Genomic DNA, 12,239 nt, shown 5'->3' on the forward strand with positions numbered 1-12,239 from the left:
GCTTTTGCGATGACGGTCTACGCGATTATCGGCGGTACCGGCCTGACCCGGCTCGAAGGCTTGAGCATTCACCAATCCTTGCCCCTGGATACGCCCTATGGCGCTCCGTCGGCGGATATCCAGAAGGGTGAATACGCCGGGCGCGAGGTGCTGTTTCTGGCGCGTCACGGTCATCCCCATCGCTTCCCGCCGCATCAGGTGAACTATCGGGCCAATCTCTGGGCGCTGAAGCAGGCTGGCGCCGAGGCGATTCTGGCGGTCAACGCGGTGGGTGGCATTCATCCGGCGATGGGCTCCGGGCATTTCTGCGTGCCGCATCAGCTGATCGACTACACCAGCGGTCGTGAGCACACCTATTTTGCCGACGACCTGGAGCAGGTCACTCACATCGACTTCAGCTATCCCTACAGCGAGTCGCTGCGCCAGCAATTGATTGCCGCGCTGGCCGCCGAAGGCTGCGAATTCAGCAGTCAGGGCGTGTACGCCTGCACCCAGGGGCCGCGCCTGGAAACCGTGGCGGAGATCGCCCGCCTGGAGCGTGACGGCTGCGACATCGTCGGCATGACCGGCATGCCGGAAGCGGCGCTGGCCCGTGAGCTGGAGCTGGACTACGCCTGCCTGGCGCTGGTGGTGAACCCCGCGGCGGGCAAGTCCGCGACGGTGATTACCATGGCCGAGATCGAGCAAGCGTTGCAGGATGGTATGGGCAAGGTGCAGGCGACGCTGGCGCGGGTCCTCGCGGCAAACCTGTAGCCGCTGCCGAAGGCTGCGACCGAGTGCGTAGCGCTCGCAAAACCTGAATCCGCGGTATTTACGTCTGCTGCACAGCCGATCGCAGGCTGCACCAGCCGCTCCAGATCAGCGTCCGCCTTTCTTGTCGGGCAGCGGGGCGAAGAGGGCTTCGATGTCTTCGCTCTGCAGCTTCCAGTCCCCGGCCTTGCGCCCATCCAGTACGCCCGCGGCCAGGTCGGACTTCTCCTGCTGCAGGTGCTGGATTTTCTCTTCCACCGTGCCGCGGGCAATCAGCTTGTAGACGAACACCGGCTTCTCCTGGCCAATTCGATAGGCGCGGTCGGTGGCCTGGTTTTCCGTGGCCGGGTTCCACCAGGGGTCGTAGTGGATCACGGTGTCGGCTTCGGTCAGGTTGAGGCCGACGCCGCCGGCTTTCAGGCTGATCAGGAAGATCTGCAGCTTTCCGCCCTGGAAGTCCCTGACCGGCGTGCGGCGATCGCGGGTCTGCCCGGTCAGCAGGGCGTAGGCGACATTGCGCCGTTTAAGCTCGGCTTCGATCAGGCTCAGCATCGAGGTGAATTGCGAGAACAGCAGGATGCGCCGACCCTCGTCGAACAGTTCCTCGAGCATCTCCATCAGGCTGTCGAGCTTGCCGGAGGAGCTGCCTCGCGCCGGCACCGCGTCTTCGTTGACCAGGCGCAGGTCGCAGCACACCTGGCGCAGTTTCAGCAACGCTTCAAGAATGATGATCTGGCTGCGGGTCACGCCCTTGCGGGTGATCTCGTCGCGGACTTTCTTGTCCATGGCCAGGCGCATGGTTTCGTACACATCGCGCTGGGCTTCATTGAGCTCCACCCAATGGATGATCTCGGTCTTGGGCGGCAGTTCGGTGGCCACCTGTTCCTTGGTGCGGCGCAACAGGAAGGGCTTGATCCGCCCATTGAGGTGCTGCAGGCGCACTTCGCTGGCATGCCTTTCGATCGGCACGCGGTAGTCGCGATTGAAGCTCTTCACGTCCCCCAGCCAGCCGGGCAGCAGGAAATGGAACAGCGACCACAGCTCGCCCAGGTGATTCTCCAGTGGCGTGCCGCTTAGGCACAGGCGCTGCCGGGCATTGAGCGCGCGCGCGGCCTGGGCCGCCTTGCTCGACGGGTTCTTGATGTATTGCGCCTCATCCAGCACCAGGACATGCAGGGGCAGGGCGGCGAGTTGCTCGACATCCTTGGGCAGTAGCGCGTAGGTGGTCAGGATCAGGTCGTAGTCGCTCAGCCGGGCGAAGTGCTTATGGCGGCCGGCGCCATACAGGGCCAGGACCTTGAGTTGCGGCGTGAAGTGCGCCGCCTCGTCGAGCCAGTTGGGGATCAGGCTGGTGGGCATCACCACCATGCACGGCCGGTCCAGGCGCCCGGCGTTCTTTTCGCTGAGCACATGGGCCAGGGTCTGCAGGGTTTTGCCCAGGCCCATGTCGTCGGCCAGGATGCCGCCGACTTCCAGCTGGCGCAGGGACTGCATCCAGCTCAGGCCTTCGAGCTGATAGGGGCGCAGCGTGGCGTTCAGGCCCTCCGGCGCGGGGGCCGAGTAGTCCTTGATGTCGCGCAGCCGCTGGGCGAAGGAGCGGATGTGTTCGCCGCCTTCCCAGAGCAGGGGCAGGTCTTCCAGCGGATTGAGGCGGGTCGCGTCGGCACTGCTCAGGCGCAGTGTGGTTTCGCCGGGTTCCTGCAGATAGAACTCGCCCAGGGTGGCCAGCACCGGCTTCAGCCGGCCATAGGGCAGCGCCACTTGCAGGGGGCCGTTGGGCGAGTTGGGGCGCCCGGGAATGTTCACCAGGATCAGTTCGTCGTCGCGGCGTCTGGCCAGGCGTTCCGGGTTGAGGATCTCGGTGTGGGAGCGCATCAGGTTGAGCAGGATCGGCAACAGGCTCAGGCGCTCGCCGTTGACGATGATGCCCAGTTCCAGGTCGAACCAGTCGCGCCCCGGCGCTTCGTCCACCGTGGCGTACCAGTCGTCCACGGCAGTCAGGTCGAAGCCGAAGTCGTCGTCGATCTGCAGCTCCCAGCCCTGGGTGCGCAGCTTGGGCAGTTCGTTGAGGGTGAAGGTCAGCCAGGCGCTGTCGTTGACCATTTCATACAGCTCGCCAGCGCTTTCCGGCAGGGCTTTGCTTTGCCGGGTGGCAATCTTGAAACCCAGCGCCCGCAGCTGTTCGCGATAGCCTTGTTCGACTTCCGGCTGGCGCTTGATGCGCAGGGTCTGGTGTTCCTGGCGAATCACCACGTCGGCGTTTTTCTGCCCGCTGACGTATTCCTCCAGGTAGCTGAACGACAGCGCGGCACGGTGCTGGATGTAGCGCTGCATCTTGCCGTTGCGCGGTTCGAAGGCGCTGAACTCGATACTGGCCAGCCACAGCCGGGGCACCGGTTGCACGTTGTCGACGATCTGTTGTGGCAGCGGGGCGGGGCTGCGGTTTTCCAGGACTGCCTGGAGTTTTTCCAGCAGCTCGGCGTCTTTCGCCGCCGCCGGGTAGGCCAGGGTCTCCTCGATTTTCAGCAGCACCGCGGCAATGTGTTTGCAATTACTGCGCACCGGGCAGGTGCAGGAAGCTTCGACCATCAGCAAGGTGTTCTTGGCCGACTCGCGCAGGCTGATGGTCTGTCGATAGACGTTGCCCCCCGAACCCTCGCAACTGGCGGTGATGACGCTGTCGCCGGCCTGGACGATCCTGACGCGGTTCTCCAGGGCGTAGCGGCGGCCACGCTCCAGGGCTTGTTCCTTGAATCGGCTGACCCAGGAAGGTGCCAGGGGTTTGGTCAGGGTCGGGGGCATAGGGACTTCTGTCAGTCCACGATTTCAGGCGGCGCCTCGCGCGGCGTGGGGGCCGACAGCGAGGTGATCTTGATCAGCAGGGCCAGGTGGCCGTTGTCGAGGTAGTTGAGCTGGCCGTTCTTGGTGTGGCTTTCCTGTTTCAGGCGTTCGCTGGCGGTCACCAGGCCGTTGCTGTCGATCCGGTTGACCCAGAACTGCGCATCCACATCGGTGAAGCGCCCGAGCTTGAGGGTCAGGGTGCCCTCGATCGGGAACTGGCCGAACTGTTCCTGGCCCTCGCTGACCGCGACTTTCACCGGGTTTTCGCCCAGCGCCTGTTGCCAGGCCTTGTGCATCAGCACGCTGTAGTCGCCGCTGGCGGTGAGTTTCTCGACCACGCCGCCCAGCGCCGGGGTGCGCTGGCTGTCGGCGCCCAGGCGTTGGGCGCCGGCGGCCCAGTCTTCGGGGGCGGCGCGGCTGACGATGGCGGGAACCGCGTTCTGCCGGACCAGAATCATTTCGACCTGATACATGTCGGCAAACGCCGAGGGAGCGACCAGGGTCAGGAGCAAGGTCAGTGAGCGAAACAGGCGCATGGGGCGTCCTTCAAGCAGTTTTCGGGGTGAGGCGCTCGAACAGCGCCTCCAATGTGTTGAAGCGTTCTTCCGGACGTTCCATCGGCACCATGAATTTGAACAGCGTGGCGCCTTCAAATTTGTAGCGATTGGGTTGGCCCTGGATGAGTTTGATCAGCGCCAGCGGGTCCACCGGGGTATCGGCGGCGAACTCGAGACGACCGCCCTGCGGGCCGCCGTCGACCTTCTTGATCCCCAGTTGCTCGGCCTGCAGTTTCAGCAGGGTCAGGCGTACCAGGTTCTTGGTCGGTTCTGGCAGCAGGCCGAAGCGGTCGATCATCTCCACTTGCAGGTCTTTCAGGCCGTCCTCGTCGGTGGCCGAGGCGATGCGCTTGTAGAGGATCAGCCGCGCATGCACATCCGGCAGGTAGTCTTCGGGAATCAGTGCCGGCAGGCGCAGGTTGATTTCCGGACCGCCACCCAGGGGCTGGTCGAGGTTCGGCTGCTCGCCCTTGCGGATGGCTTTCACCGCGCGCTCAAGCATTTCCATATAAAGGGTGAAGCCCACCGCCTGGATCTGGCCGCTTTGGCCATCCCCCAGCAGTTCGCCGGCGCCGCGGATCTCCAGGTCGTTGGTGGCGAGCACGAAGCCGGCGCCGAGGTCCTGGGTGTTGGCGATCGCCTCCAGGCGCTTTTCCGCGTCCGGGGTGATCTGCTGGCGCGGTGGCGTCAGCAGGTAGGCGTAGGCCTGGTGGTGGCTGCGACCGACCCGGCCGCGCAACTGGTGCAGTTGGGCCAGGCCGAACTTGTCGGCGCGCTCGATGATGATGGTGTTGGCGCTCGGCACGTCGATGCCGGTCTCGATGATGGTCGAGGCGATCAGCACGTTGAAGCGCTTGTGGTAGAAGTCGCTCATCACCTGTTCGAGTTCGCGTTCGCGCATCTGCCCGTGGCCGATGCCGATGCGCGCTTCCGGCACCAGTTCGGCGAGGTCGGCGGCGCATTTCTCGATGGTCTTCACATCGTTGTGCAGGTAATAGACCTGGCCGCCACGCAGCAGCTCGCGCAGCAGGGCCTCTTTGACCGTGCTCTTGTTCTGCTCCATGACGAAGGTGCGCACCGACAGGCGCCGGGCCGGTGGCGTGGCGATGATCGACAGGTCGCGCATGCCCGACACCGCCATGTTCAGCGTGCGCGGAATCGGCGTCGCGGTCAGCGTCAGGATGTCGACCTCGCTGCGCAGGGCCTTGAGCTGTTCTTTCTGGCGCACGCCGAAGCGGTGTTCTTCGTCGATGATCACCAGACCGAGGTTCTTGATCTTCACATCGTCCTGCAACAGCTTGTGGGTGCCGATGACGATGTCGATCTTGCCTTCGGCCAGGTCGGCCACCGCGGCATTCACTTCCTTGGCGGACTTGAAGCGGCTCATCACTTCCACGCTCACCGGCCAGTCGGCGAAGCGGTCGCGGAAGCTGTTGTAGTGCTGCTGGGCGAGCAGGGTGGTGGGCACCAGGATCGCCACTTGCTTGCCGCCGTGCACGGCGATGAAAGCGGCGCGCATCGCCACTTCGGTCTTGCCGAAGCCGACGTCGCCGCAGACCAGGCGGTCCATCGGCTTGGCCGCGAGCATGTCCTCGCGCACCGCCTCGATGGTGGTTTGCTGGTCGGGGGTTTCTTCGAACGGGAAGCCGGCGCTGAAGGTGGCGTAGTCGGCTTTCGGATCGGCGAAGGCATAACCTTCGCGGGCCGCGCGGCGAGCGTAGATGTCCAGCAGTTCGGCGGCGACATCGCGCACCTGCTCGGCGGCCTTGCGCTTGGCTTTCTGCCAGGTTTCCGAACCCAGGCGGTGCAGTGGCGCCAGGGCGTCGTCGCTACCGGTGTAGCGGGCGATCAGGTGCAGGTTGGCCACCGGCACATAGAGCTTGGCGCCCTCGGCGTATTCGAGGGTGAGGAATTCCGCGGCCTGGTTGTCGATCTCCAGGGTGGCCAGGCCCAGGTAGCGGCCCACGCCGTGATCGATATGTACCACCGGCGCGCCTTCGCGCAGCTCGGTGAGGTTCTTGATCACCGCATCGTTGTTGGCGTCGGCGCGTTTCTCCCGGCGCCGGCGCTGCATCACGCGCTGGCCGAACAGCGGGCTTTCGGCCACCAGCGCCAGGGCCGGATCGTCCAGCAGCAAGCCTTCGTCCAGCGGTGCGATGGTGATCGCCAGGCGATCCTTGCCAGCGACGAAGTCCGGCCAGCTGTCGACGGTCTTCGGCCGCAGCTTCAGGCGTTCCAGCAACTCCAGCAGCACCTCGCGGCGCCCGGCGGATTCGGCGGTGAACAGCACGCGTCCGGTGAACTCGTCGAGGAAATTCGCCAGAGCCGCCAGCGGCTGGTTGGCCTTGGCTTCGATGGCGAGGTTGGGCAGGGGCTGCGCCGGGAAGCGCTCGCGGCCGCCACCGGCCTCGATGTCCTGCTGGCTGGCGACTACCCGCGGCCAGCTTTTCAGGCGGGCGAAGCAGTCTTCCACCGGCAGGAACAACTCGGCGGGCGGCAATAAAGGACGGGACGGATCGACGCGGCGTTCTTCGTAACGGTTGCGCACGTCGTTCCAGAAGTTTTCGGCCGCCTGCTCGATGCCCGGCAGGGAGAACACCTGGGTGTCCTGGGGCAGGTAGTCGAACAGGGTCGAAGTGTCTTCGAAGAACAGCGGCAGGTAATACTCGATGCCGGCCGGAGTGATCCCGCTGCTCAGGTCCTGGAAGATCGGGCAGCGGCGGAAATCGACGTCGAAGCGTTCGCGGAAGCGGGCCTTGAAGCGGGTGACGGCTTCTTTCTGCAGCGGGAATTCTTTCGCCGGCAGCAGGCGCACCGAATCGACCTTGTCGATGGAGCGCTGGTTTTCCGGATCGAAGGTGCGCAGGGTCTCGATTTCATCGTCGAACAGGTCGATGCGATAAGGCAGTTTGCTGCCCATCGGGAACAGGTCGATCAGGGCGCCGCGCACCGCGAACTCGCCGTGCTCGTAGACCGTGTCGACACAGCGATAGCCGCTGGCTTCCAGGCGGGTACGCATCTGTTCGACATCCAGCTTCTGGCCGATGTCCAGCACCAGGCTGCTGCCCAGCAGGAACTTGGTCGGCGCCAGGCGATGCAGGGCCGTGGTGATCGGCACCACCAGCACGCCATGCTCCAGCTCCGGCAGCCGGTACAGGCTGGCGATCCGCTGGGAGATGATGTCCTGGTGCGGCGAGAACAGGTCGTAGGGCAGGGTTTCCCAGTCCGGGAAATGCAGCACGGGCAAATCCGGGGCGAAGAAACTCAGCTCCTGCTCCAGCCGTTCGGCACTTTGGCTGTCGGCGGTCAGCAGCAGGGTGAAGCGCTTGGCGGCGCTGGCAGCCTCGGCAATGGCGAGGCTGAGGGCGGCACCGGGCAGATTGCCCCAGTGCTGTTTGCCGGCGGCGGCAGGGAGTTGCGGTAGACGCAGAACGGGCACGGAAGGTTGAGCTCCAGCGTTGCGACAAAGTCGGTAATTGTAGCGGTCCGGCGTACCGGCTGTCAGTTGCTGATGTGTCTATTACGCGGTTGCGGAAAATGTAGTGGTTATGACAAAAAAACGCGTTTCTTGGCGGGAAATGTAGTGCCGAATCGGGGCGGTGTTACGGAGGGTTACAGACAACGCTGGGATGCCGCGCAAAATGAGGCCTTTCTGGAACCCGCGTATTTACTGGGCTGGAGCGGGGTGTGTTTTTTCCTGATGGGTTTTTGTTACGTTCCGCGCGACAGGCGCGCATTGCTACGCAGGGGACTCGGCTGCATAATGTAGCCCCTTTTTTCAGCCCCTACATGTGGAAGGTTCCCGTGACTCAGAAGCCCGACCAGTGTCTTGGTGAATGGATCGACCGTGAAGCGCTCGCAGAAGCGATGATTCCGCTTATCGGTCAGCTCTACCGCAATAACAATGTGGTGAGCTCGATCTATGGCCGCAGCCTGATCAACCAGTCTGTCATCGCGATTCTCAAAGCTCACCGCTTTGCTCGCCATCGCTCTTCCGACGATAGCGAACTCTCCGTCCACGAAACATTCCCACTGCTCAAGGCCATGAGCGAGCTCAAGCTCGGCGCGGCTTCGGTGGACCTGGGCAAGTTGGCGTTCAAATTCCGTAACGAAGGCAATGGCCGCACCGCCGAGCAATTCGTTCGCGAAGAACTGGCTGACGTGGTTGGCCAGCAAAACGCTTCGCCCCGCAAAGGCACCGACGTGGTCCTGTACGGCTTCGGTCGTATCGGCCGTCTGCTGGCGCGCATCCTGATCGAGAAAACCGGTGGTGGCGACGGCCTGCGCCTGCGCGCCATCGTGGTGCGCAAAGGCGCCGAAAACGACCTGACCAAACGCGCCAGCCTGCTGCGTCGCGATTCGGTGCACGGTTCGTTCAACGGCACCATCACCATCGACGAAGCCAACAACACCATCACCGCCAACGGCAACCTGATCCAGGTTATCTACGCGAAGAATCCGACCGAGGTGGACTACACCCAGTACGGCATCAAAGACGCGCTGCTGGTGGACAACACCGGTGTATGGCGTGACGCCGACGGCCTGGGTCAGCACCTGGCCTGCCCGGGTATCGACCGTGTCGTTCTGACCGCGCCTGGCAAAGGCAAGCTGAAGAACATCGTTCACGGTATCAACCACGCCGAAATCACCGCTGACGACAAGATCGTTTCCGCCGCTTCCTGCACCACCAACGCCATCGTGCCGGTGCTCAAGGCCGTGAACGACAAGTTCGGCATCGTCAACGGTCACGTCGAAACCGTTCACTCGTACACCAACGACCAGAACCTGATCGACAACTTCCACAAGGGCGATCGTCGTGGCCGTAGCGCCGCGCTGAACATGGTAATCACCGAGACCGGTGCTGCCACCGCTGCCGCCAAGGCCCTGCCTGAGCTGGCCGGCAAGCTGACCGGTAACGCGATCCGCGTTCCGACGCCAAACGTGTCGATGGCCATTCTCAACCTGAACCTTGAGAAAGCCGCTACCCGTGAAGAGATGAACGAGTACTTGCGCTACATGGCGCTGCACTCCGATCTGCACAAGCAGATCGACTTCGTCAATTCCCAGGAAGTGGTTTCCACCGACTTCGTGGGCTCGCGCCACGCCGGTGTGGTGGACGCTGAAGCGACCATCACCCAGGATAACCGCGTTGTTCTGTACGTCTGGTACGACAACGAATTCGGTTACAGCTGCCAGGTGGTTCGCGTGATGGAAGACATGGCCGGTGTGAACCCGCCTGCGTTCCCGCGCTAAGCCTTAGCCGCACATGAAAACGCCCCGACTTGTCGGGGCGTTTTTGTTTGTGGCGTTTGATGGCTGGAGGGATGAGTTGATTGGGCGGGTCTTTTCGCGGTCGATCAGGCGCCACCCACTACTGCTGCCTGCGCAGTGCGCAGTTCATGCTTGTTGCCGCGGAACAGCACCAGGGTCGCGATCAGGCCCAGCACCGCCGCGCCGCTGAGCCAGATCCCCGGCGCCGCCTTGTTGTCCAGCGCATGGATCAGGTAGGTGCAGGCCGCCGGTGTGAAGCCGCCAAAGGTGGCGGTGGCCAGGCTGTAGGCCAGGGAGAAGCCGGTGGTGCGCACTTCAACCGGCATGATTTCGGTGAGAGCCACCACCATGGCGCCGTTGTACGAGCCATAGAGGAAGGACAGCCACAGCTCGACGATCAGCAGGTGGCTGAAACTCGGGTTGGCCACCAGCCAGGACAGGGCCGGGTAAGCCGTGAGGATCGCCAGGACGGTCGCCGCCAGCAGCAGTGGCTTGCGCCCGACCTTGTCCGAGACAGCGCCCATCACCGGCAGCCAGAAGAAGTTCGACAGGCCGATGCACACGGTGACCAGCAGAGCGTCCAGGTCCGACAGCTGCAATTCGGCCTTGCCGAAGGTCGGGGTGTAGGCGGTGATCAGGTAGAAGGACACAGTGGTCATCACCACCAGTGCCATGCCGGCCAGGACGATGCCGAAGTTCTGGCCGATGGAGCGGATGATTTCCTGCAGGGTAGGGCGGTGCTTGCGTGCCTGGAACTCCGGGGTTTCTTCCAGCGAACGACGGATCATGAAGATCGCCGGCACTATCATGCAGCCCACCAGGAACGGCATGCGCCAGCCCCAGTCGCCCATTTGTTCCGGGCTCAGCCAGTGGTTCAGGCCAACGCCCAGCAGGCCGGCGAAGACCACGGCGGCCTGTTGGCTCGCCGATTGCCAGCTGACGAAGAAGCCCTTGCGGCCCGGGGTGGAGATTTCCGCCAGGTAAACCGAGACGCCACCCAGTTCCACACCGGCAGAGAAGCCCTGCAGCAAGCGGCCGAGCAGCACCAGCAACGGCGCGGCGACGCCGAGGGTAGCATAACCCGGGACGCAGGCGATCAGCACGGTGCCCGCGGCCATGAGCAGCAGGGTGATGATCAGGCCCCGGCGCCGGCCATGACGGTCGATATAAGCGCCAAGAAAGATCGCGCCCAGCGGGCGCATCAGGAAGCCGGCGCCGAAGGTCGCCAGCGACAGCATCAATGACGCGAAAGCACTGTCGGCAGGGAAGAAGGTCTTGGCAATGGCCGTGGCGTAAAAGCCGTAGACCATGAAGTCGAACATCTCCAGAAAGTTGCCGCTGACAACGCGAAAGATCGCCTTGCCTTTGCCCGTGGTCGTGGACATTTTATTCACTCACTTTGGCTATTTTGTTAGCGATCCCTGGTCGTTATCCGTCCTGGCTGCACGGTCTGGGGCGGCTAAGCCGCAGGCCAGACAGTTTGTAACAATATGTGTACGAGTCTGCCGAGGCAACAAAAACTCTTAGCTTGCTTGCTAAGTAGATGGACGGCTTGGGATTTATTGCCCGCCAGTTCGCGGAATGAACCCGCAGGAGCGAGCTCGCGATGAGCCGGGTTCGGCCTGCATCAAATCCGCGCTGGCTACCGCATAATGACCCGCCCTGGTCGGACGAAGCCGAGAGGGAAATCGATTGTCGGGAGGCGAAGTCTTGCTGGGTGGATCTTGGGTGCGAGGGTGGCTTCCTGTCGTTTTGGCAATGGCCCTGGCCGGATGCGGTCGGGGCGACTCGCTGGAAAGCTTTGGCGGCCCGACCATGGGCAGCACCTACTCGATCAAGTACGTGAGGCGGGCAGGCCTGGCTGCGCCGAGTGAGGTGCAGGCCCAGGTCGAGCGGATACTTGCGCAGGTCGACCGGCAGATGTCGACCTATCGCAGCGACTCGGACATCGAACGCTTCAACGATCTGCCGGCCAATAGCTGCCAGGCGATGCCGGCGGCGGTCCTGCGATTGATCGAGATTGGCCAGCAGCTGTCGCGGGACAGCCAGGGCTCCTTCGATCTGACGGTCGAGCCGTTGCTCAACCTCTGGGGCTTCGGTCCGCAGGGGCGCGGGGAGGCGGTGCCTAGCGACGAGGCGCTGGCGCAGGTGCGGCAGCGAGTCGGCTATACCCATCTGCGTATCGAGGGCGACCAGCTGTGCAAGGACGCCGCGGTCGAGGTGGATTTCAACAGCATCGCCGCCGGTCATGCGGTGGACCGGATTGCTGCCAGGCTCGCGGAAATGGGCATCGACAGTTACCTGGTCGAAGCCACCGGCGAACTCAAGGCCGTCGGCAGGAAACCCGACGGTTCGGCGTGGCGCATTGCCCTGGAGGAGCCGCGGGACGATCGACAGCTGGCCGAGCGGGTCATCGCCGTCGATGGTTATGGGGTTTCGACTTCCGGCGACTACCGCAATTATTTCCAGCGCGACGGACAGCGTTATTCCCACACCTTCGACGCCCGCACCGGCAGGCCTGTCGAGCATGGGCTGGCTTCGGTCACGGTGATTCATCCCGCGGCCGTGATGGCCGATGGTCTGTCGACCCTGCTGCTGATCCTCGGTCCCGAGCGCGGTTGGGATTACGCGGAAAAACACGATATCGCCGCATTTTTTGTGATTCGCGCCGATACAGGCTTCGTCACACGCAGCAACCGCGCGTTTGATCGCCTGTTTGCCGGACAAAAGCAGTAATCTTGCGCGGTGCCGCGGCGCGATGTCGCAGGCAAAAGTAGCCGGCGACGCGACCAAGGGTTAATGTGCGCGGCGTTGACGCTT

7 protein-coding genes are annotated in these 12,239 nt (G+C 63.5%); 3 read left to right on the plus strand and 4 right to left on the minus strand.

From position 1 onward, the window contains the following. The first annotated feature begins 9 nt into the window (after positions 1-9). Positions 10-753 carry an S-methyl-5'-thioinosine phosphorylase gene (locus AC3RCP_RS10900; protein ID WP_274306079.1) on the plus strand — a complete coding sequence of 248 codons (744 nt, stop codon included), beginning with the start codon at positions 10-12 and terminating at the stop codon, positions 751-753. A 105-nt stretch (positions 754-858) separates the two neighbouring features. Here AC3RCP_RS10900 and AC3RCP_RS10905 read toward each other — a convergent pair whose 3' ends face one another. The 3 genes from AC3RCP_RS10905 to mfd are packed head-to-tail and all read right to left on the minus strand — an operon-like array spanning position 859 to position 7,587. After that, a complete protein-coding gene (locus tag AC3RCP_RS10905; RefSeq protein WP_492571617.1) occupies positions 859-3,552 on the minus strand; it encodes an SNF2-related protein in 2,694 nt (897 codons plus the stop codon). An 11-nt stretch (positions 3,553-3,563) separates the two neighbouring features. Then, the gene (locus AC3RCP_RS10910) at positions 3,564-4,127 is read right to left on the minus strand and encodes a CsiV family protein (protein WP_085530301.1); all 564 of its coding nucleotides are present in this window, start codon (positions 4,125-4,127) and stop codon (positions 3,564-3,566) included. Between the two features lie 10 nt (positions 4,128-4,137). Further along, positions 4,138-7,587: a transcription-repair coupling factor gene (gene mfd / locus AC3RCP_RS10915; RefSeq protein WP_492571616.1), complete on the minus strand. Its 3,450-nt coding sequence runs from the start codon at positions 7,585-7,587 to the stop codon at positions 4,138-4,140. 350 nt (positions 7,588-7,937) lie between these two features. On the opposite strand from mfd, the gene AC3RCP_RS10920 reads away from it, so the two are divergent. Further along, positions 7,938-9,401, plus strand: a complete 1,464-nt coding sequence (locus AC3RCP_RS10920) for a glyceraldehyde-3-phosphate dehydrogenase (protein WP_007921292.1) — start codon at positions 7,938-7,940, stop codon at positions 9,399-9,401. Between the two features lie 104 nt (positions 9,402-9,505). Here the strand turns inward: AC3RCP_RS10920 and AC3RCP_RS10925 are convergent, their stop codons facing one another. Then, complete coding sequence (locus AC3RCP_RS10925; RefSeq protein WP_009042989.1) at positions 9,506-10,804, minus strand: MFS transporter; 1,299 nt, start codon at positions 10,802-10,804, stop codon at positions 9,506-9,508. Between the two features lie 373 nt (positions 10,805-11,177). Here AC3RCP_RS10925 and AC3RCP_RS10930 point away from each other — a divergent pair, with 373 nt between their 5' ends. Continuing rightward, a complete protein-coding gene (locus AC3RCP_RS10930; RefSeq protein ID WP_492571615.1) occupies positions 11,178-12,155 on the plus strand; it encodes an FAD:protein FMN transferase in 978 nt (325 codons plus the stop codon). The last annotated feature ends 84 nt before the right edge of the window (positions 12,156-12,239 follow it).

Source organism: Pseudomonas sp. GW822-FHT05A08, from assembly GCF_058800485.1.

Bases quoted from the DNA above. Each gene is read 5' to 3' on its own strand.
- AC3RCP_RS10900 (WP_274306079.1), top strand. From the start codon at position 10: ATGACGGTCTACGCGATTATCGGCGGTACCGGCCTGACCCGGCTCGAA.
- AC3RCP_RS10905 (WP_492571617.1), bottom strand. From the start codon at position 3,552: ATGCCCCCGACCCTGACCAAACCCCTGGCACCTTCCTGGGTCAGCCGA.
- AC3RCP_RS10910 (WP_085530301.1), bottom strand. From the start codon at position 4,127: ATGCGCCTGTTTCGCTCACTGACCTTGCTCCTGACCCTGGTCGCTCCC.
- AC3RCP_RS10920 (WP_007921292.1), top strand. From the start codon at position 7,938: ATGTGGAAGGTTCCCGTGACTCAGAAGCCCGACCAGTGTCTTGGTGAA.
- AC3RCP_RS10925 (WP_009042989.1), bottom strand. From the start codon at position 10,804: ATGTCCACGACCACGGGCAAAGGCAAGGCGATCTTTCGCGTTGTCAGC.
- AC3RCP_RS10930 (WP_492571615.1), top strand. From the start codon at position 11,178: ATGGCCCTGGCCGGATGCGGTCGGGGCGACTCGCTGGAAAGCTTTGGC.